This window comes from Haloterrigena sp. H1, assembly GCF_005938085.1.
Taxonomy (GTDB): Archaea; Halobacteriota; Halobacteria; order Halobacteriales; family Natrialbaceae; genus Natrinema.
Genome location: NZ_SMZK01000001.1, coordinates 1,782,019 through 1,802,294 on the forward strand (window position 1 = coordinate 1,782,019; position 20,276 = coordinate 1,802,294).

The 20,276-nt window shown below is 63.1% G+C and carries 20 protein-coding genes; 8 read left to right on the plus strand and 12 right to left on the minus strand.

The window, feature by feature from the left end; genetic code table 11:
• Window positions 1-31 precede the first annotated feature (31 nt).
• Window positions 32-427, plus strand: coding sequence for an OsmC family protein (locus E2L06_RS08950; protein ID WP_138780640.1), 396 nt, complete (start codon window positions 32-34; stop codon window positions 425-427).
• A 218-nt stretch (window positions 428-645) separates the two neighbouring features.
• On the plus strand, window positions 646-1,851 hold the full coding sequence (locus E2L06_RS08955) for a ComEC/Rec2 family competence protein (protein ID WP_138780642.1): 1,206 nt from the start codon (window positions 646-648) through the stop codon (window positions 1,849-1,851).
• On the opposite strand, the gene E2L06_RS21820 is transcribed toward E2L06_RS08955, so the two are convergent.
• The gene (locus tag E2L06_RS21820; protein WP_171052331.1) at window positions 1,812-1,952 is read right to left on the minus strand and encodes a hypothetical protein; all 141 of its coding nucleotides are present in this window, start codon (window positions 1,950-1,952) and stop codon (window positions 1,812-1,814) included. The genes E2L06_RS08955 and E2L06_RS21820 overlap by 40 nt on opposite strands.
• Before the next feature lie 56 nt (window positions 1,953-2,008).
• Between E2L06_RS21820 and E2L06_RS08960 the strand changes: the two genes are divergently transcribed.
• Both E2L06_RS08960 and E2L06_RS08965 read left to right on the plus strand, forming a co-directional pair.
• Entirely contained in the window at window positions 2,009-3,289 is a 1,281-nt protein-coding gene (locus E2L06_RS08960; RefSeq protein ID WP_138780644.1) for an RNA-guided endonuclease TnpB family protein, read from the plus strand.
• A gap of 428 nt (window positions 3,290-3,717) precedes the next feature.
• Window positions 3,718-4,257, plus strand: coding sequence for a gamma carbonic anhydrase family protein (locus E2L06_RS08965; RefSeq protein ID WP_171052332.1), 540 nt, complete (start codon window positions 3,718-3,720; stop codon window positions 4,255-4,257).
• Window positions 4,258-4,262: 5 nt separating this feature from the next.
• On the opposite strand, the gene E2L06_RS08970 is transcribed toward E2L06_RS08965, so the two are convergent.
• Window positions 4,263-5,279 carry an amidohydrolase family protein gene (locus tag E2L06_RS08970; protein WP_138780648.1) on the minus strand — a complete coding sequence of 339 codons (1,017 nt, stop codon included), beginning with the start codon at window positions 5,277-5,279 and terminating at the stop codon, window positions 4,263-4,265.
• A 66-nt stretch (window positions 5,280-5,345) separates the two neighbouring features.
• Complete coding sequence (locus tag E2L06_RS08975) at window positions 5,346-6,578, minus strand: HD domain-containing protein (protein WP_138780650.1); 1,233 nt, start codon at window positions 6,576-6,578, stop codon at window positions 5,346-5,348.
• Window positions 6,579-6,686: 108 nt separating this feature from the next.
• Here E2L06_RS08975 and E2L06_RS08980 point away from each other — a divergent pair, with 108 nt between their 5' ends.
• Window positions 6,687-6,947 (plus strand): hypothetical protein, encoded by a 261-nt coding sequence (locus E2L06_RS08980; protein WP_138780652.1) that lies wholly within the window; start codon window positions 6,687-6,689, stop codon window positions 6,945-6,947.
• Between the two features lie 563 nt (window positions 6,948-7,510).
• Here E2L06_RS08980 and E2L06_RS08985 read toward each other — a convergent pair.
• From E2L06_RS08985 to E2L06_RS09005, 5 genes are all read right to left on the minus strand, one after another.
• Window positions 7,511-8,683, minus strand: coding sequence for an ISH3 family transposase (locus E2L06_RS08985; RefSeq protein WP_138780654.1), 1,173 nt, complete (start codon window positions 8,681-8,683; stop codon window positions 7,511-7,513).
• 434 nt (window positions 8,684-9,117) lie between these two features.
• Window positions 9,118-9,879, minus strand: coding sequence for a dihydropyrimidine dehydrogenase (locus E2L06_RS08990; protein WP_138780656.1), 762 nt, complete (start codon window positions 9,877-9,879; stop codon window positions 9,118-9,120).
• Window positions 9,876-10,868, minus strand: a complete 993-nt coding sequence (gene cofD / locus E2L06_RS08995; RefSeq protein WP_138780658.1) for a 2-phospho-L-lactate transferase — start codon at window positions 10,866-10,868, stop codon at window positions 9,876-9,878. The genes E2L06_RS08990 and cofD overlap by 4 nt, the downstream gene beginning before the upstream one ends.
• Before the next feature lie 68 nt (window positions 10,869-10,936).
• Window positions 10,937-11,410, minus strand: a complete 474-nt coding sequence (locus E2L06_RS09000) for an ester cyclase (RefSeq protein ID WP_138780661.1) — start codon at window positions 11,408-11,410, stop codon at window positions 10,937-10,939.
• Complete coding sequence (locus tag E2L06_RS09005) at window positions 11,410-12,843, minus strand: FAD-binding oxidoreductase (protein WP_138780663.1); 1,434 nt, start codon at window positions 12,841-12,843, stop codon at window positions 11,410-11,412. The genes E2L06_RS09000 and E2L06_RS09005 overlap by 1 nt, the downstream gene beginning before the upstream one ends.
• Window positions 12,844-13,105: 262 nt before the next feature.
• Between E2L06_RS09005 and E2L06_RS09010 the strand changes: the two genes are divergently transcribed.
• A complete protein-coding gene (locus E2L06_RS09010; RefSeq protein WP_138780665.1) occupies window positions 13,106-14,503 on the plus strand; it encodes an FAD-binding oxidoreductase in 1,398 nt (465 codons plus the stop codon).
• Window positions 14,504-14,535: 32 nt separating this feature from the next.
• On the opposite strand, the gene E2L06_RS09015 is transcribed toward E2L06_RS09010, so the two are convergent.
• Both E2L06_RS09015 and E2L06_RS09020 read right to left on the minus strand, forming a co-directional pair.
• Window positions 14,536-16,089: a hypothetical protein gene (locus E2L06_RS09015; RefSeq protein ID WP_138780666.1), complete on the minus strand. Its 1,554-nt coding sequence runs from the start codon at window positions 16,087-16,089 to the stop codon at window positions 14,536-14,538.
• Between the two features lie 84 nt (window positions 16,090-16,173).
• Window positions 16,174-16,905: a ZIP family metal transporter gene (locus tag E2L06_RS09020; RefSeq protein ID WP_138780668.1), complete on the minus strand. Its 732-nt coding sequence runs from the start codon at window positions 16,903-16,905 to the stop codon at window positions 16,174-16,176.
• Window positions 16,906-17,058: 153 nt separating this feature from the next.
• On the opposite strand from E2L06_RS09020, the gene E2L06_RS09025 reads away from it, so the two are divergent.
• Window positions 17,059-17,370, plus strand: coding sequence for an MTH1187 family thiamine-binding protein (locus tag E2L06_RS09025; RefSeq protein ID WP_138780671.1), 312 nt, complete (start codon window positions 17,059-17,061; stop codon window positions 17,368-17,370).
• Between the two features lie 5 nt (window positions 17,371-17,375).
• Here the strand turns inward: E2L06_RS09025 and E2L06_RS09030 are convergent, their stop codons facing one another.
• Together E2L06_RS09030 and E2L06_RS09035 are read right to left on the minus strand one after the other, a co-directional pair.
• Window positions 17,376-18,032 (minus strand): proteasome subunit beta, encoded by a 657-nt coding sequence (locus E2L06_RS09030; RefSeq protein ID WP_138780673.1) that lies wholly within the window; start codon window positions 18,030-18,032, stop codon window positions 17,376-17,378.
• A 33-nt stretch (window positions 18,033-18,065) separates the two neighbouring features.
• Window positions 18,066-19,226, minus strand: a complete 1,161-nt coding sequence (locus tag E2L06_RS09035; RefSeq protein WP_138780674.1) for a methionine adenosyltransferase — start codon at window positions 19,224-19,226, stop codon at window positions 18,066-18,068.
• Between the two features lie 270 nt (window positions 19,227-19,496).
• Between E2L06_RS09035 and E2L06_RS09040 the strand changes: the two genes are divergently transcribed.
• Window positions 19,497-20,126, plus strand: coding sequence for a class I SAM-dependent methyltransferase (locus E2L06_RS09040; protein ID WP_138780676.1), 630 nt, complete (start codon window positions 19,497-19,499; stop codon window positions 20,124-20,126).
• Window positions 20,127-20,276: the final 150 nt, after the last annotated feature.

Here is a 20,276-nt window from a genome sequence, read left to right on the forward strand (position 1 = left end):
TACAGCACCGGCTGTGGACGTCTCGAGTGCCATGGCGAAATCAGTCACCACCGTCTCCGAGGAGGGGTACACTGCTACCAACGAGATCCGCGAGTTCGAGACCACGATCGACGCCAACGGCGAGGACGACCCCGATACGCTCGAGGCGCTGCTGGCGGCGTATGGCTCCTGTTACGTGCCGGCGCTGCGCGTTGGCGGCCAGCAACGCGGGGCCGACGACCTCGGCAAGATCGAGATCGACATCACCGGCGAACTGAACGACGACGACAAACTCGAGTCGATTCACTTCGATATCAGCGTCGAGGGGGACGTCGACGACGACACCGGCGAGGAAGTCATCGAGCGCGCCTTCGAACTCTGTAAGGTTCACGACGCGCTGAAAGAGAGTCTCCACGCCGAGACGAGTTTCGAGGGCGACGCGTTCTGAGAGCGACGACAGCGGCACCGAACCCAGTCAGCGACTCTCGATGAAATCGCGGGTTCATACGGTCTGCTGTACCGAGTTCCCAGTGCAACCGCAACCGTCCTGCAGTTGCACCGGCACTGACTGACAGGTGTCCGTATCAGACCCGGTCGCGGTCGTGACAGTCGCTTGTATTGAGCCCCGAACGCACATACCCACCGAGCGCATCGCGGTGAACACCAATGCGACGAGAGCTGCTGGTCGTTGCCGTCGCGGGATTGCTCGTCTTTGCAGGCTGTAGTAGTGGCATCGACGGTATGGGTGGTGGCGATGGTGCCACAGGCGATGTGGACGTAAGCGGCGCCCTCGAGATACACCACATCGACGTCGAACAGGCCGATTCGACGCTCATCGTGACGCCATCGAACGAGACGATCCTGATCGATACGGGCGACTACCGCGACGATGGGAAAGCCGTCATCGACTACCTCACGGCCCACGACATCGACCGCATCGACCATCTCATCGCGACCCACGGCCATGCTGACCACATCGGCGGCCACCCTGTGATCATCGAGTATTTCGAGGAAAACAAAAACGGGGTTGGCGCGGCCTACGACTCTGGCATCCCCCATCCGACCGCGACCTACGAGCACTATCTCGATGCCGTCGAAGCGTACAACGTCTCGTTCTACGAGGTCGTCGCGGGCGATCGACTGCCGCTGGCCGACGGCGGTCTCGAGGCGACCGTCCTGAACCCACCCGACGGCGACGCGAGCGGTGACATCGACACCAACGGTATCGTTCTCTCAGTTACCTTCGGCGACTTCTCGTATCTGACGACCGGCGATCTCGATGCCAGTGGTGAACGACGACTGGCCGAGAGGGACGGCGACGACCTCGCGAGCGATGTCTACCAGGCGGGCCATCACGGCTCGTCGACCTCGTCGAACGCACCGTTTCTCGACCGGGTCGATCCCGACATTGCGGTCGTCTCGAGCGCGGTCGACTCCCGCTACGGCCATCCACACGACGAGGTGCTCGCGGCCTTCGCCGACCGCGGGATCGAGACCTACTGGACTGGCGTCCACGGCGATATCGTCGTGACGACCAACGGGACGGCCGTCTCGGTCGCTACAGAACAGAACGCATCGACCGATCCGGCGGCGCTGCTCGAGCGCAAACACGCGGTCCAGTCGGCACTCGTAGCTCCGCTGGCACGGAACGAGCCCTACGCCGAGATCGAGGTCGGGTTGCCGACAACCGACAGCGATCGGCCATCGGCTGCTGGCACTGCCGCTCGTACTGCAGGGGGGGACGTGATGAGCGAGTCCTACCTAAAACAGCGAGAGAGTCCAGCCATTTACGGCGGGCGTGAATCGCGTCACTCGACGACGCGAACCACCGGTTACTCCCCGGCCGGAGTCTCCAAGTCGTCGGCGGCGTGAATCAACATCCCGCGCCACGTCAGACCGTGTTCGTTTTTCACGCGTTTGATGCGCTCATACTGTTCGTCGTCGGGGACTTCGATGTTCACGTAGTTCGACACAGTATCTACGAGAATCCGTATATTTATGTTAGTTATGCTCGTGCACAGAAGTAGTGATGAAGCGCACCAACGAGTTCGAAGTAGTTCCCCAGTCCGACGCGGACGAGGAGTTGCTCCGACGGCACTTGGACGCTTCAGCCGCTCTCTGGAACGAGATCAATTATCAGCGCCGAGCCAACTTCGAAGACCCGGACGGCGACGTTTGGGAGATTGACGAGTACCGCGGACGGTACGGCGGTACGCTCGGCGCGTCAACCGTTCAGCAGATCGAACGCAAGAACCGCGAAGCGTGGCGCTCGTTCTTCGCACTCCAAGAGAAGGGAGAAGCCAACGGCAAGCCCGGCTTCTGGGGCAACCAAGACAAGGGTCGCGAACTGCGGACGTACATCCGAAACACGTCGTACTCGGTCGAATGGGGCCAACACTCTCGGCTCGAGATTCTTGTCGGCCAAGACCTGAAAGAGGAATACGGTCTTGGATACGGCGAGCGTCTCCGGCTCGAAGTTCGGGGCAAACCCAACTGGAAAGAGTACGACAAACAGGGCCGATTGGAACTGTATTACGACGATGTGAGCGAGACGTTCAGAGCCTTTCAGCCAGTCACAATCGACAATTCTCGACTGGCACAACCACTGACGGACGAAACCGCCGCTCTGGACATCGGCGCGAACAATATCGTCGCCTGTACGGTTTCAACCGGCGAGCAGTACCTGTACGAAGGGCGCGGCCTGTTCGAACGGTTCCGCGACACCACGCAACGAATTGCTGATCTCCAGTCAAAACTCCGCGAAGGGCGGTACCGGTCGACTCAAATCGACTCGCTGTACCGGCGACGGACCCGACGACGCGACCATGCACAGGACGCGCTCTGCCGGGATCTGATCGAACGTCTGTACGACCAAGGCGTCTCCACGGTGTATATCGGCGATCTTACCGACGTACTCGAGACGTACTGGTCTGTTCGGACGAACGCCAAGTTGCACAACTTCTGGGCGTTCCGGCGATTCGTCGGACGGCTCGCCGATACCGCCGAGGAGTTCGGCATAACCGTCGAAGTCCGCACGGAAGCGTGGAGCTCGCAGACGTGTCCGAACTGCGGCTCAATCACGGACACAACGCGGCATCAAGACACGCTCACCTGTCGTTGCGGCTTCGAAGGCCACGCGGACCTCGGCGCAAGCGAGACGTTCCTGAAACGGCACGAAGACGTAGCACGGCCGATGGCACGGCCCGTGTGCCTCAAGTGGGACAGCCACGACTGGCTGGAGTCACCACGCTCTCTCCGTCCCAACGAGGAGCACACGAACCCGCAAGTTGCCTCCGTGGACTCGGCGTAGCCGAGACTCCCAGCGAGAGGAAACCCCGGCGTGAACGCCGGGGAGGATGTCATAGGAGCGGTTCGACCGCCTTTCCGAGCGGCTATCGGATCGAAAACGGGCCGAGAACTATCGCCAGAGGAACGAACGAGTGAAACCCGAACCGGCTGGTTCGGCGATGCTGGCGTGGCGGCAAGGTGCTGTTGTCTGGACCATCGCGTGCCGCCGTCCAGTAGTTTTGCGACGACTACCGTAACTGTGGGACCAAAATATGCTGGTTTTATAATGTCGGCCTTTATAACAAATTTCCAACACGCGGATCAATCGGCTACTATAGTAACAACTGAAACGATTGACACACCGACCGCACAGCCGTCGTGCGATCGGGTGTGCAGTAACTTTCAGAGGCTACTATCGTGGCAACGGCGCCGACACGCTGACCGTCCGTGATGGGCAGGTTCAAGACGGTTCTCGAGACAGGATCTCACATGCTCCGTTCGTTCAATGGGACCGAACCGCAGGTCGCCGATTCCGCGTACGTCGACGAGGCCGCAGTCGTCATCGGCGATGTCGTCGTCGAGGCTGACGCGAGCGTCTGGCCAAACACCACGCTTCGCGGCGATCACGGCCGGATCGTCGTCGGTGAAGGGGCCAACGTCCAGGACAACGCTGTCCTCCACGAGGAGGCAGAATTGAAACCCTACTCGACGGTCGGCCATAGCGCCATCGTCCACGACGCGACCGTCGCCGAGCGCGCGCTCGTGGGAATGAACGCCGTCGTTCTCGACGGGACCCACGTCGGCGAAGGCGCGGTCGTCGCCGCCGGCAGCGTCGTCACCGAAGGCACCGAGATTCCGCCGTCGACGCTCGTCGCTGGATCACCCGCTGAACCAAAAACCGAGATCGACGACCCACATCTCGAGGCGACGGCCGACCGGTACGTCGAACTCGCGAGAGAACACGCAGAGACGTCCGAACGGCTCGACTGACGGCGCTACGCGAAGACGCCCTCCCGAACGTCGTCGACGCCGGCGCGCCGGACGACGGCCCGCACCGGGTCGCGCGCGCCGGCGAGGTTGTCCGAGTCACCATCGAGCACCAGCAGTCGCGCCTCCCGGCCGGGCTCGAGCAGCCCGTACTCGAGGCCCGCAATCTCGGCCCCGTTTACCGTCGCCATCCGGAGGATTTCGTCGGCCGGCAGCTCCGAGAGCTTTGCGAGGAACTCCATCTCGCGGAACATCGACGGCGAGTTGAGCATCACGTTGTCCGTCCCGAGCGCGAGCGTCGTCCGCTCATTGAGTTCGTCGTAGGGCGACAGCCCGACGTCAGTGACGAGGTTCGAGCGGGGGCAGACGACGACCGGAATCTCGCTGTCGGCGAGCCGATCGAGGTGCAGCGGCTTGGGGTGGACCATATGGACCAGAAAGTCCGGCTCGAGGTCCAGCGCCGGGTTGATGTCGCTTTCGTCAACCTCGCCGGCGTGGATGCCGAAGGGTTTGCCTGCCTCGCGGGTCGCCGTCCGCTCCCGATCGAAACTCGCATCGTTGGCCCCGCTCGCGCCGAAGCCGTCGCCCGCGTGCATCGCGTCGATCGAGCCGCGGGCAAAGGACAGTGCGTCAAGCTCGTACCCCTCGGCGGCGTCTGCGAGCATCCGAACGCCCGCGACATCGCCCTCGCGAAAGTCCAGGCAGGCCGCCGTCCCAGCCTGCTGCATGAACGATAGCGAGCGCTCCATCGCGCTCACGAGTTCGTCGCGGGAGGCCTGCTCGAGTAGCCGGTGTTTCAGCCCGTCCGGCGGGGCGACCAGTTCCTTGAGCGAGAGGCCGCCGCCGGCCTCTTTGGCGATCGAATCGCCGATGTGGGTGTGGGCGTTGACGAAGGCCGGGAGGATGATGTCGTCGCTCTCGACCGACGTTTCCTCGATGGCCTCGATGCGGCCGTCGTCGACGACGATCCGCCCCTCGATAGGGTCGAACTCGCGGCCGCGGAGAATCGTTCCCGTTCGTTCCATACGGGTCAGTTCGCCGTCAGCGCCTTCAACGGTTCGACAGTCAGGAACGCGTGCCGCCAGACCGGATCAGTCGATGAACTGATCCAGCGTCGCATCCAGTCCGTTTCGGACCTCGCTGACGAGCGCGCCGTCGATGTCCAGCCCAAGTACGTCGACGGCGGCCCGCCCGACTCGTTCCCGAAGTTCGGGCGGCGAGTAGACGCCGAGCCGCCACTGGGAGTACTGGGCCGCCCGCAGCGCTGCGACCAGCGGCGACTGCTGACCCAGCCGGCGGATTTCGCCGTTGACCATCACGCGCGTCGTCGACTCCGTCATCGAGGGTCGACTCGGTACGTCGAGGATGACGTCTTCAGGGTCGACCTCTGCTCGATCGCCAATTTCGCGCTCGAGATCACGGATCGTCTCGTGGTCGGACTCGATGATCCCGCCCGGAACGTCGTCGATTTCGGCCCAGACCGCCCGCTTGAACAGGTCGCGTCGATCCAGTCGCCTCGAGAGCACCGCTGTCCGCTCACACGAGCGCAGCGCCACGATCAGGTCGTGGTCGTCCATCCGCTGGAGGGTCGCGGCGTCGACATCGGTCGCGGGTGCCTCGAGCAGCCGTTCGGCGGCCCGCCGGAGCATCGCCTTGCTGATTCGGGCGACGCTGTGGCTGTAGACCGTTGGGTTCATCAGCGCTCGAGCGACCAGTAGGCTCTCAGCCGTCTGGACGTTCCCCTCGTCGAGGACGAGTTCTCCGTCGACGAAGGTCAGTTCCCGAACGAGCCGGCCGTGGTCGATCGTCCCGTAGGGAACGCCGGTGTGGTGGGCGTCGCGCACCAGGTAGTCCATCCGATCGACGTCGAGTTCGCCCGAGACGACCTGCCCGAATCGTCCCTCGCCGGCGACCAGATCGGCGACCCGATCGGGCTCGAGGTCGTGCTCACACAGGACCTCGCCGACCGCCCCGTCCGCGAGCAACGCGTGGACGTCGTCGTGATACCGGCCAGTGCGGCGGTGGGTCAGCGACTCGAGGTTGTGACTAAAGGGCCCGTGGCCAACGTCGTGGAGCAGGGCCGCAGCGTGGACCCGTTCTGCCTGTCGCCCCTCGACGGACAAGTGCTCGAGGGCCTCGCAGGCGAGATGATAGACGCCGAGGCTGTGTTCGAAGCGACTGTGGTTGGCCGAGGGATAAACTAGCGAGACGGTCCCAAGCTGCCTGATATTCCGGAGTCGCTGTACCTCGGGGGTGTCAAGCAGATCGCGGGCGACGCCGTCGACCTGGATGTGGTCGTGGACGCTGTCCTTGATGACCTTCATCAGTCGCCTTTCGGCCGGTTCGTACAAAAACGGTCGTCCGAGCGACACCGTCGCGTTGCGAATACCGGCTCAATGACTACCGGTGTGGCCGCGTCGTCTCGGCAGTCGATGCCCAATCTGACTGTCTCTCCCGACGTTGACACGAAACGAGCCAAGACGCTCGTCCAGGAGCACGTCGACATCGGCGACACCGTCGAAGTCCGCAGCCAGGAGCGGACGATGGATCAGATAATGGTCGTCACCGGTGACGTGACCGGTTTCGAGCCCGGCTATCTCGAACTCGACGGCCAGCCACTCGACGACGGGAGCGTCCGGTACGACGAAATCCATACGGTTTCGACCATCGAGGATGAAGCGAACGAAGCCTGAAGGCGGAATATCGCATCCCGAAATGGGTGAAATTTATTATATTTCTGAGTGATAGCAAGAATCATGGACGCAGTAGTTCGAAGACGAGCAGCGGAAGTCAGCGCTACTCTCGCGCTGGGAATCTGTCTGATTATCCTCACCGATGTTCTTCCCGTTCCATTTCCGCTCATCGGATTCGCTTTCGGTGCTGGAATCCTTTTGACGGCGGCAGGGTTCGTGGGTTATGTCACACAGCGCTGGGCACTCAGTGTAAGTGGCTTCCTCCTCCTGTTTCTGAGTACCGTCCCGCTTCAGTTTGTTGGCGGCTGTTTGGGGTGTGCCTGTCACATCCCAGAGAATTACGTCTACTGGCAGCATATTCGGGCAGAGTTTCGGTACTTCCCGAACGTCGCTTCGTGAACTGTGCTGAGTCATGGACGAACGGAGTGAATGCCGGTGTGGTAACTGAGTGAACAGGAAATAGAATCTACGGATGAAGAGAAGTGAAGTAAGAAGGCTGAGATACGCTGTTCTAGGCGAATGCTGTTGCTCACCAGGAGCTTGCCCAAGGCCGCGGGCTGGCGTCAGCCCGCGGCTGGCACGTATGCTTCTGGCACACCTGTTCCGTTCATCTCGATCTCCCAACTCCGCTCTAGCTCTTCCTCTAATGCATGTCTGATCCAGTCAGAGAAGGTCTTGAACGTGAATTCCTCGGGCAGGTCGCGCCCGCCCCGCTGGGGGCGGGCGACGACCGCCCAGCGAAGCACAAGCCAGAGGTTCTCCAACAGGAATCCAACTAGGACGAACGCGAAGCGGATGATTGGGTCTTGTGTCGTCGTTACCACTCGTGCTTGGCGAAATACACGGTAGCTCGTTTCGATCGCTGATCGTTTCCGATAGAGTCGTTCGACTTGTTTCGGCGTGCGATCGGCCAGATCGCACGCCACATAGCCTCGAACGACCTCACCGCTTTTCCCGCGATCTCCGGCGTGATATGACACAGCGACCGCGAGCGGGAATTCCAGTTCCCGCTCGCGGCCTTTGTACATCCGATAGGTTGTCATGTATGAGCAATGCGTATCCAGCTTCTTCCTCATGCGCTTGCCCTTCTTTTGGACGGGAACGACAGTCGCAGCAATCTCCCGTGAGCGGCGCAGAATCCGTTCGTTGTAGAAACCACGATCAGCCAATAGAAGCTCTATCTCGAAAGGATAGGCTTCGACGCGGTCGAGGACGCGCTCGACCGCGTCGGCCTCTTTCTCATCGCTACGGACGTACGTCATCGCCAACGTCACTGGCTTTCCGTTTGAGACGAGATACGCCGTGCAGTACCGGTGGCATGTCGTTGTTCCGTCTTTCGCGTGCATGCGGCAGAGTTCACCTTCTTCATCGGCGTACGTTCCGTGGTAAGGGTTATCGACGAAGTCAATGGAGACGATCCTCGACCGATTAGGGTCGAGGATCGTCATCGCTACCTCCCTAAGAAGGCGGTTAGCAACCCGCTCAAGCCACTCTCGGTCGAGCGTATGGAGCCAGTCCATGACAGTATCGTCACAGACAGCGTTGTCGTTGTCCTTGCACGTCTCCCAGATGGAAGTCTGATTGACTGCTGCAAGAATGACGACCGCCCAGATATCGCCGGGATCGAGGGGCGAGCCCTCGATCCCTGGCAAAGGGAGCTGGCAAATGACGTCTTCCGCTAGATCTTTCACGTCTGAGTCTGAAAGAACACCGTCTGGTTGAGGGACGCTGAACACATTCACTCAGCCAGACATCTTCCTCATGAGACCAACGCTTTAGCTTCAGCTCTCACACCAGTTGGGAAGTACCGAGTTTGCGTTCTCATCGCCAATCGGACCAGTCGTTGGCGTGACTGCTGAGCCCGTCGGATGCATTTGTGGGTGCCCATACTACTACCTTCCACTGCTCCCCCTGCTCGGAGGATACGGAGCACTGCTCCTCGCAGTTCTCGATATTGATCTGCGTTCCCTCACGCAATATGTGTCTGCCGGCTAACCACTATCGTAACGACTGAACGATTCACACACAGATCGCACAGCCGTCGTGCGATCGGGTGTGCAGTGACTCTCAGTGGCTACTATAGCAAATGACTGCTCTTGTCATCGCTCGTCGTTCCCTGTGCCACGAGTGTTCCCGTTCACTGCTGGAGAAGCCGTGTAATAAGCTACTGCTAGCGAACCTGCTCGAGGCCAAAGTGGCGGTCGACGGCCCCCCGAACGCGTCCGAGCACCGCGGGGTTGTCGCTGGGCCGACCGACGCTGACCGCGTCGGCACCGTAGTCGGCGTACTCGCGGACGGTCGCGTCGTCGCGGACGCCGTTGTTGGCGATCACGAACAGATCGGTCGCGTCGACCACGTCCGCGATGATCGACTCGGAGTCCATCGCGTCGACATGGACGAAGGACGCGCCCGCGCGCTCGAGGTCGCGAGCCAGCGCCGGCAGATCGACCCCAGGGACCTCGGCGCGGACTTTCACGCCGACGGTCGCGCCGGTCTCGGCCGCCCGATTGACGTACTCGGTGAGCCGGCCGCCGTCTTTCAGCAGCGTCTCACCACAGCCGACGGCACAGAGTTCGTCCTGCCGACAGTGGGCGTTGAGCTCGAGGTAGGCGTCTCGGTCCCGACAGACGCGAGCTGCGTCGGCGATCGGGTCGACGGTCGCACTTCGGACGTTGAAGGCTGGCTGAATCGGAACGTCCGAAAGGGACTCGAGCTGCCGGTCGATGAAGGCGAGCGGATCGTCGGGCAAGAACTCGCTGCGGTCACGAGCGACGAGGTCGCGCGCGGCAGCTCTCGAATCTTCATCTAGCGCGATGCCGCCGAGGAACGCGGCTCCTGCGTGGGCCGCGCCAGCCCGCGCCCAGTCGGCGTCGGCCTCGCCGCTGAGACTCGCGAGCGCGAGCGGCGGCGTAAACGAAACGCGTCCAGTCATGTTACGCGCTCGATCGCGTCCTCTACGGCCCGGGCGACGCGCGCGGCGTCCTCGCTGTCGTCGATCCGGATGTCCGTCCGGACCGTCGGCCGATCGAACGCGGCGTCGTCGTCCTCGTCGATCACGAAGGCGTCGACGAACGGGTACACGGTGGCCAGTCCCTCGGTACTCGGCTCCGCGTCGACGGCTGCCATGAGATTGCCCGCGGGTCCGGAGAAGGCGTCGTCGCCAAGAAACGGGGAGACGGCGACGACTGTCGTCTCCGCGAGCGCGTCGGCCACGCCCGGCAGCGCGAGCATCGGACCGATGCTGGTGACGGGGTTCGAGGGGCCGATGACGACGGTGTCTGAGAGGGCCTCGAGGACGCCCGGCGCGGGTTCGGCGTCCGACGAGCCGCGAAACTCGACGGTCTCGACGGTCGGCTCGCCGCGGTGGGCAACCCAGTACTCCTGGAAGTGCATCATTCCCTCGTCGGTGTGGACGAGACTGGCGACGGGATCGTCGCTCATCGGGAGCAGATCGATCGTCACGCCGAACGCGTCTGCCAACCGCTGGGTTGCCTCGATCAACGTCTTGCCCTCGTCGAGCAGACTCGTGCGCGTGATATGGACGGCCCGGTCGCGGTCGCCGATCGTCATGAACTCCGCGATGCCGGAGAAGCGCCGCCAGTTTGCGAGTCGTCGGCCGTCGGTTTGTTTCTCTTCGGGGAGGTACTGTGGTCCCTCGGGAAGTCCTGCGGCCGACGCGATCTCAGACAGCGCTGCGTTGGTCCGGTGCGTATCGCCCTCGATTCCCCACCACGTCTCGCGGTCGAGGATTCCACCGCCCTGAAACAGTAGCGTGTCGACGTCCGGCGAGACGAACAGCCCACCGAGTTCGATGTCGTCGCCCGTGTTGGCGACGACCGTCGTCTCCGCCGGCGAGAACGCGACAGCGGCACCGTCTAACAGCTTCGGCGTTCCGGTGCCCCCGGAGAGGAAAGTTACCATACGCCCACTTCTCGAGCGAAGTTACTTAATCGCTTCCGGCCGCTCGAGGCCAGCTGCTACGGGGCCGCTCACTCCGCCGCAGCTCCGTGCCCGCCGAGTTGCTGGAGTAGCCCGTGGACATCGTCGACTGCCCACGCTTCGACGATCTGACCGTCGTCGACGTGGAACACGACGATACCGGCGGTTTCGACTGCGGCTCCAGTCGCCGGAACGCCGAAGACCGCCGCTTCGTGTGTCCCGGAAAAGCGGTACCGGACGACGACCCGGTCGGCCGTCGCGATCACGTCCTCGATCTCGTTTCGTAAGTCCGGAAACGCCTCGTACCAGTCGGCCCACGCCGTTCGCAGTTCGTCGACTGTGTACGTGCCGTCCGTCTGGTGGTGAAACACGTACTCGTCGCTCACCATGTCGGTGTCGAACGTCTCGAGGTCGCCGTCGTTCCAGATGGCAGAAAAATAGTCCCGAACGAGGCGTGCGTTCCGGGCCTCGAGCGTCGGCTCGTCGGCTGTCTCGGCGGGCTCGTCCGCCGAGAACCGTCCCATCACTCTGCTCCGGTTCGCGGCGCGACGTTCGTGTTCGACTGGAACAGGTTTTCGGGATCGTATTTCGTCTTGACATCGACCAACCGGTCGTAGTTCCCGCCGTAGAGCAGCTTCGCGGGGTCTTCGTTCATCCCTGGGAAGTTTCCGTAACGGCCAGAAGCGACCGACAGCGCCTGAACGTCGGCGAACACCTCGCGGGCCCAGTTCACGTTCGCGTCGTCGTCGGCAGGCTCCTCCCAGTTCGCCTCGACGGTGAGCATGTACGGCTTATCCCGGTGCCAGAACGCGGTAGCGTCCTTTGGAACGTCGGCGACCGCATCGCCGAGGTGCCAGATGTCGATCGTCGAAAGCGCCGACGGGGTCGAGTCGTTGTGCCGGATCATGAGCTCGAAGACCTCGTCGGTGAGATCGTCGAGGAAAACCGACTTCCAGTAGTAGCGCAGCCCGTCCGGGTAGTCCTCGTCGAGCATCGATTGCAGGTCGACGTAGGCCATCGGCCCGCTCAGGTCGGCGATGGGCGTCGCGACTTCGCGGAGCGACTCGAAGACCTCGCCGTCGCCAGCCGCATCGCCGCGGGCAGAGCCGAGGAACGCGATCGCCGACTCGCCCCACGATTCCTCGGGGAACTCCGCTATGTCGGGGATGTGGGCAGTAAACGCGAGGGCGCTTGCGTCCCGCGGTGCGGTCTCGGTCCACTCGCGGAAGGCGTCCATGGCGATGTCGGCGTCGTTGCCGTGGAACCAGACGAATAGCGCGTACACTTCGGGGCCGACTTCGTGGAGCGCGTACTCGAGGGCGGTGACGACGCCGAAGTTACCACCGCCGCCGCGGATCGCCCAGAACAGGTCCTCGTTCTCGTCGTCGCTCGCGCGACGCAGTTCGCCATCTGCCGTCACGACGTCGACGCTGAGCAGGTTGTCAAGCGCCAGCCCGTACTTGCGGCTCAGGTGTCCGTAACCGCCGTTGAGCGTCAATCCGGCGACACCGGTCTCTGACACCACACCGAGTGCCGTCGCGAGGCCGAAGCGTTGCGTCTCGAGGTCGACATCGCCCAGGGTCGCCCCGCCGTCGACGCGGACGGTCTTCGCCTCGGGGTCGACCCGGACGCCGTTCATTTCCGTCAGGTCGACCACGAGCCCGCCATCGCAGACGGCCGTCCCGGCCGCGTTGTGCCCGCCGCCCCGGACCGCGAGGGGGAGGTCGTGTTCCCGGGCGAAATCGACGGCTGCGGCAACGTCGTCGACGTCCACACAGCGCGCGATGAGTGCCGGATACTTGTCGATCATCCCGTTCCAGACCTCGCGAGCGTCGTCGTACTCGTCGTCGGACGGACGCAGGAGGTCCCCGTGGAACCCGTCGATGAAGGACCGAACGGCGTCGTCCGGGAGATCGGCGATCGCCTCGTCACCTGGTGATTTGTTAACAGTCCCCATACACCATGGTATGCGTTCAGCATGAATAAAACAGTAGTATATCTAATACGATCATCAATCGGAGAGATATGTTAGAGCAGCTGGAATTGCATTCCTGCGTGCGGATACAAACTGACCGGCTAACTGTGCGGAGAGATGGCACTCGACCCTCGATCGCCCGCCGAAACGCCAGTCCCCGGGTCTCTCCTGTTGGAGGACCTATCTTAACTATTAATTATGTGTGACTATATCCCCGTGCGAAGCGTACGAATACTGAGTGATAATGGCAGTTACTACCACACCCGTAGACGACGGTGCAATAGACGGATTCGGCGAGGGGCTTCACGGCGAGTTGCTCCGCCCCGGGGATCCGAACTACGACGAGACGCGAGCAATCTGGAACGGGATGATCGACCGGCGGCCGGCACTCATCGCTCGAGCGATGGGGGTCTCAGACGTAATCGCAGCGGTGAACTTCGCCCGCGAGCAAGACATGGTACTCGCGATCCGCGGTGCCGGACACAACATCGCGGGGAACGCGGTCTGTGATGACGGCCTGATGCTCGACCTCTCGGCGATGCGGTCAGTGCAGGTCGATCCGGAAGGGCAGACGGCTCGAGTCGAACCGGGGGCGACCCTCGCCGACTTCGACCACGAGGCACAGGCGTTCGGGCTGGCGACGCCGCTGGGAATCAACTCGACGACCGGCGTCGCGGGACTGACGCTCGGCGGTGGGTTCGGGTGGCTGACCCGCAGGTACGGAATGACGGTGGATAACCTGCGGTCGGTCGATATCGTCACCGCAGACGGCGAACTGCGGCACGCGAGCGAAGACGAGAACGAGGACCTGTTCTGGGGGGTCCGCGGCGGCGGTGGCAACTTCGGCGTCGTCACGTCGTTCGAGTTCGACCTCCACGAGGTCGGACCGGAGGTACTCACCGGGATGGTCGTCTACCACGGTGCGGACGCACCGGACGTCCTCCGACATGTGCGGGACTTCAACGAAACGGCACCGGACGAGTCAACCGTCTGGATGGTCCTGCGCAAGGCACCACCGCTTCCGTTCCTCCCGGAGGACGTTCACGGCGAGGACGTCCTCGTCGTGGTTCCGTTCTACGCCGGTGACATGGAAGCAGGCGAGAACGTACTTGCCCCGATTCGTGAGTATGGCGATCCGATCGCCGATGTCGTCGGTCCACACCAGTACGCCGAGTTCCAGCAAGCGTTCGATCCACTGCTCGAGGAGGGTGCCCGGAACTACTGGAAGTCACACAACTTCAGTACGGTCTCGGACGACGCCATCGATACAGTGGTCGAATACGCACGAGACCTCCCCTCCCCGCTGTCCGAAATCTTCTTCGGACAGCTCGGCGGCGCAATGGGGCGGGTCCCGACGGACGCGACGGCGTTTCCCCACCGCGACGCGGAATACGGGATGAACGTCCACACGCGCTGGGAGGACCCGGCGGACGACGATCGGTGTATCGACTGGTCACGGAAGTTCTTCGACGCGATGGCTCCGTACGCGACCGGCGGCGTCTACATGAACTTCATCAGTGAGGACGAGGGTGAGGAAGACCTCGCCTACGGGACGAACCAGCAACGGCTGGCCGAGGTCAAGGCCGCGTACGATCCGGAGAACCTGTTCCGGATGAACCAGAACGTCGAACCGGCCCGATAACGCTTTTTGCCGATCACACCGCTCACGAACCGCTAGTCGCCGATCCAGTCCGCGAAGCTCCCCTCGAGCAACGTCTCCGACTGCCGGCTGACGTACTGCTGTTGCATTCGCTCGATCGCGTCGGCGAGGTCGGCACCGTCCTCGAGGGCTGCCCGCACCTGCTCGCGCTTCCAGCTCGCAGGGGTTACCTTTTGACGGACCCGCCGCCGGAGGGGATAGAGGTATTTGGCGGCGTCTTCCTCGCTCAGCCCGCGGTTGACCAGCCCGTCCTCGGCGTGGGCCAGCAGGTCCTCGTAGAGTTCGAGGCCATCAGTGATCTCCCGGCCGTCGTTCGTGATCCACGTCAGCTCGGCCTCGAGGCCGTCGGTCATCGCGCCATAGAAGTTCTCGCGAGCCAGTTGCCAGTCGAGTTCGTGGACGGGATGCTCGAGCCGGGTGAGGCTCTCCATCAGGCCAGCGAAGGCGGCGAGGAAGGCCACCGAATCGCGCACCGTCGGCTGGGCGGGGATCGGCCGGAACTCGATGCGGGCGTTGGCCGCCGAGCGCGTCGGGCCGCCGAAGACCGGGCGGACCCACCGCCAGTAGGTGCCGTGTTTGCGCCGGAAGTGAGGGAACTGGTCGTCGAAGCGCTCGCCGGGTTCGACCGGCATCGGGACGATCGTGTCGTCGGCGACGATCCGATCGATGGCCTCGTCGACGCTCTCGAGATCGCGGGGGAACCGGACCTTCCCCTCGCCAGTCGTGGGATCGTTGAGCACGGTCTCGAAGACGCTGATGCGGTGTTCCATCCAGCCGTCCTGGAGGATCTCGTCGGCGGTCGCGTCCTCATCGTACAGATCGGCCGGGAAAAACGGCGAGTTGACACCGAGTGCGAGCAGCGGGCCCGCCACCCGCAGTGCATAGTTGAAGTACTCGGGGAGGTCGGGCGCGTGTGGAACCTGATAGTGGGGCTGAATCGACGTGATGAGGCTCTCGGGCATGACGGTCTCAGCCTGCAACGAGACGTGCGGTGCCTCGATGCGCATCCCCGCGGAGTCGGCCTGGTCGGTGTTGGCCATCGCGTGATAGCGGGCGGAGTCGCTCATGTTCGTCGCGATGCGGATCGTCCGATCGTCGCCGTCCGGCGTCGTCGCGGTCCGTTCGACGCTGTCGGTGAGGTAGGTGTCCGCCGTCTCGCCCTCGGGTGGGATCGTCCACAGTCCGTCGCTGACCAGCCGCATCCGCTCGGACTGGGTCACGTCGAGTGCCGTCCGCAGGCGTGCTTTGACTTCTGACTCCTGGGCCGCTAGCCCGGGCGCGTTCAGCGGCTGTGGGCTGGTCGTCATCTCCGCGTTGTGCAAGCCCAGTTCCTTCTCGAAACCGATCAGCTCGAGCAGCCGGCGTGGAACTCGCCGCAGCGTGCAGTCGTCGGCCTTGATCGCGTAGAATTCGTACTCGAGGCCGATGATCGCCTGCGGGTTGTCGAAGACCCCCTCTTCGATGGCGTCTTTGATCACCTCGGTGTCCGCCTCGGCCCGCTGGCGGAAGTCTGCAGCGTCGACCGCCAGCACGTCAGCGACCCGTGCGGCGAGTTCCTCCTCTGGCATAGCTCCGAGTGCGCGCGCGATTGACTTGAAAGCACGTCTCTCGAGGTGACGCTCGGCAGGGGCTAACACAGGGCTCGAGCCTTCCTACACCGTCCGGGAGAACACGATGAACAGTACCAGCCCGACGCCGGCCATGAGGGTAACGGTCGAGTGCTTCTGCTCGTGTGCGCTCGCTTCGGGGAGCAGGTGAGATGCGGAGACGTAGAGCAACACGCCCGAGACGAAACCGAGCAGCAGTCCCAAGTGGCGCTGGCCCAGTCTAGTGACCAGCGGATACGCGACGAACGCGCCGATCGGCGTCGTCAGCGCGGCGATAAAGAACGCATAGCCCGCCGCCGCTCGCTCCGTCACGTTGCCCTTCAGCAAGACGAGATACGTGATGACTCCTTCGGCGAACTCGTGGACGACTAACCCGGTACCTGCCAGGATCCCGGTCAGGAGGGACACGCTGAACGTGACGGTGTACACGACGCCGTCGACCAGCGAGTGGATCCCGATACCCTCCGCCGCCGTCACCCCGAACGCGAGACTCTCCTGCTGAGTGCGATACGTCATCAGTTTGTTGGAGAAAAACATGAACAGAAACCCGCCGAGAGCACTGAATCCCGCGTTCGAGTTGTTCGTGATCGCGTTCGGCAGCGCGAGCACCAGCGGCATCGAAAGGAGAACCCCCGCGGCAAAACACATGAAATAGGTGAGATATCGTTCCGCCCACTCTCGATAGCGGAAGATGGCGACGATCCCCGCGCTGTTGACGAGCGCCGCGACGATAGCGAACCTCGCGATCCAGTAGAACTCCGCCGAGACCGCTACCATGGCCGACCTCCCATGCCCTGATCGTTCATCGTGGGTAGGACGGTCGACACTGAGCAGATACATAGGGATACTGGGGTGTCACGGGCAGGCCGGCAAAGAACCCTCGTTCGAGCAGGTTGCGCCATTATATCCTCTGACAACGTACCGTCAGCCATGACCGCGATCGGCGAACTCAATGTCACACCAGTTCGGGAGGGCAGTCTCTCCAAAGAGGTCGCGAAGGCGATCGACGCGCTTGAGGCGTTCGACGTCGCCTATGAAACCAATCCGATGGGGACGATCATCGAAGCCGACGATGCGAGCGAACTGTTCGAAGCCGCGGCAGCAGCACACGCGGCCGTCGACGAAGCGCGAGTGATCACGACGTTGAAAGTCGACGACAAACGAACGGTCGAGCAACGCGCCAGCGACAAGGTCGACGCCGTCGAACGACAGCCCGACCGGGACGCCAGGCGACGCGATTGATCGCCCTACAGGAACTCGTCGACCGACTCGTAGTCGGCCGTCTCGACGCCAGCGGCCATGATCTCGGCGATGCGAACGCCGACACCGGTCAGTGCGTCGCGCTCGGCACTGCTCGCGAGGGCGCGGCCGGCGACCCGCCGCGCCTCGGCCATCGTCAGCGAGTCCGTCACGTCGGCTTCGATGGTCCCCGTGGCGACCGCCTCTCCGCTTCCGACTGCGACGAACTCGTCCTCGAGGACGCCGCCGTCCGGGCGCAGGCAGAAGACGTGTGACCCGTCGGCGTCGACGCTGCCGAGGACGAACGTCTCCGCTGTGGACTCCGAGCGGAGCGTCTCGGCCGCAACCGCACTCAGTTCCGGCACCGTCATCGGATCGCCACGGTCGGTCTCGTAGCGCTCGGCCTCGAGCTGGATCGTTCGGACGAACGACTGTGCGGCGCCGAGGTGGTCGAGCGATCCCATCGCGGCGGTCGGGTGAACCTGCGTGAGCTTCTGAACGCGCTCGCTGCGGACGACAGTGCCCTGGCTCGTGCGTGTGTCGGCGGCGAGAAGAACGCCGTCTCGCGTCACGAGTCCGACGAGCGTCCCGACTGTCTCAGAACCGCCGTCGGTCAGGGGGTCGTCGCGCCCTGATCGACTGCTTCGCAGTCGTCGTACCGTCACTGTGACACCTCACGGACCCGACGTCGACCAGCGCTAAAACAGTTGCACGTCGCCGGCGACGATATCATGGGTGAGTTCATCGAGATCCTCGAGTTCGGCGGTCACGAGCTGCCGGATCGCCTCGTCGTCGCATGCCGTCGTCTCGACGTCGATCGCCTGCGGGGCCGTGATCGGCGCGCCGATCTGTGACAGCAGTTTCACCTCGGTATACTCAGCTCCGAGTTCCCGGTTGATCCGGTCTGCGGCGTTTCTCGCGACGAGATTGTAGAGTTTACCGACGTGACTGACCGGGTTCTTGCCGGCCGTTGCCTCGAGACTCATCGGCCGAGTGGGCGTGATGAGCCCGTTGCCGCGGTTGCCGCGACCGACGTTTCCATCGTCACCCATCTCCGCGGAGAGGCCGGTTTCGGTGAGATAGACGGTTTCCGTCTCGATGTCGTCAGCGGCATTGACATCGACCTGCACGTCGCCATCCATTCGGTCGCTCGCGTAGCGCTTGGCCAGCGCTTCGACGTGATCCGTTATCTCGACGTACTCCTCGACGGTCGCGACGTACCGGGAGATGACGGCTGCAGCGACGGTCAGCCGGAGTTGGTCGTCCGTGCGCCAGCCCAGCACCTTGACATCCTCGCCGACCGCCGGAATCTTCTTGCGGATCTCTGACTCGAGTCCACGGACGATATGGTCCGTTTTGGAGAGCGGTGCGTAGCCGACACCGATGCTGGTGTCGTTCGCTCGAGGCACATCTCCATCGCCGAACAGCGTCTTCAGATCGGCGGACGTCTCGCCGAGACGTGACTCGAATTCGATCGCGTCAGCAGGCAGTTCCTCGATGGTCGTGTCGACGTAGTCCCGTGCGGCGCCGACCGCGAGTTCGTCGGTCGGCACGCGTCGTCTGTCGACAGTTTTGGTCGCCTGTCCGCCGATGATGACGGAGATCGGCTCGACGATTTCGCCGCCGCCAAAGGCGGGTTTGGTCGTCCCGGCGACGAGTTGCACGCTGTCGGTGTTGTGATGGAGGATCCGGCCAAACTCGTCGAGATAGTACCGTGAGAGACGCCGTGAGATCGCTTCGGCGATGCCGTCACAGAGCGTATCCGGATGGCCCAGTCCCTTCCGTTCGACGAACTCCGGCGATTGTGACGAGACGGGGTTTCGATCGAGGTGCTGGACGGTAACCGAGGAATCGTCCATAGACGGATAGACACCCGCTGTGGGACCGTATAGTTTGTTTTTGGGACCCTGACTGTCGAGTACAATATCATCTCACTGGCGGAGACCGAAGTGTGCGCCAGCGCCGGGGCGACCACGACAACAGCCTCTCTGCGAGCGGTTCGGTGCGTCGATCGTCTTTGCCGGTCACAGCGGGGTGTCGGCGACGAGGGCTGCATCGCCGATGCGAACGAACGTGATCGAGCGGTTCCGTCCCGAACGTTGGTAGTGCCACGGTACCTACGTACAGGCATGCCGAAAACGGCCCCGTTCGAGGAACACACGGATCGGTACGAAAAATGGTTCGAGATCCACGACGACGCTTACCAGTCCGAACTGAACGCGCTGCGACGACTCGTGCCGACGACCGGACGCGGGATCGAAATCGGCGTCGGCAGCGGACGCTTTGCCGCCCCTCTCGAGTTAGACGTCGGCATCGATCCGGCCGGGGCGATGCTCGAGCGCGCTCGCGAACGGGGCATCGACGCGGTCAGGGGCGTCGCTGAAGCGCTGCCGGTTCGAGACGGGCGCTTCGATACCGCACTGATCGTGACGACGATCTGTTTCGTCGACGACATCCCGCGAACGCTCGCCGAAGCCGACCGCATCCTCACGCCGACGGGCAGTCTCGTGATCGGCTACATCGACAAGGACAGCCCCGTCGGCCGGCAATATCAGGAGAAAAAAGCGCAGAACCCGTTCTATCGTGATGCAACGTTCGTCTCGACAGACGAACTCGTCGACGCACTTGAGGCGGCTGGCTTTACCGACTTCGAGTTCGTCCAGACGATCTATCACTGGCTCGAGGAGATCGACGGTCCCGAGCCGATCGAGGACGGGTACGGCGACGGCTCGTTCGTCGGGATCAAGGCGACGCAATAGATGTCGACACAGTAACAAAAATTATGTTTTCTCTGCGATCCTCCATACGAACTGGATGCGAGTTCGAACTCACACCGGCGAGTCGAGACTGACAGTGGCCGATGATCCACCCCCAGGGTCATCTGGCGGCGCCGAACGAACTGCCAGAAC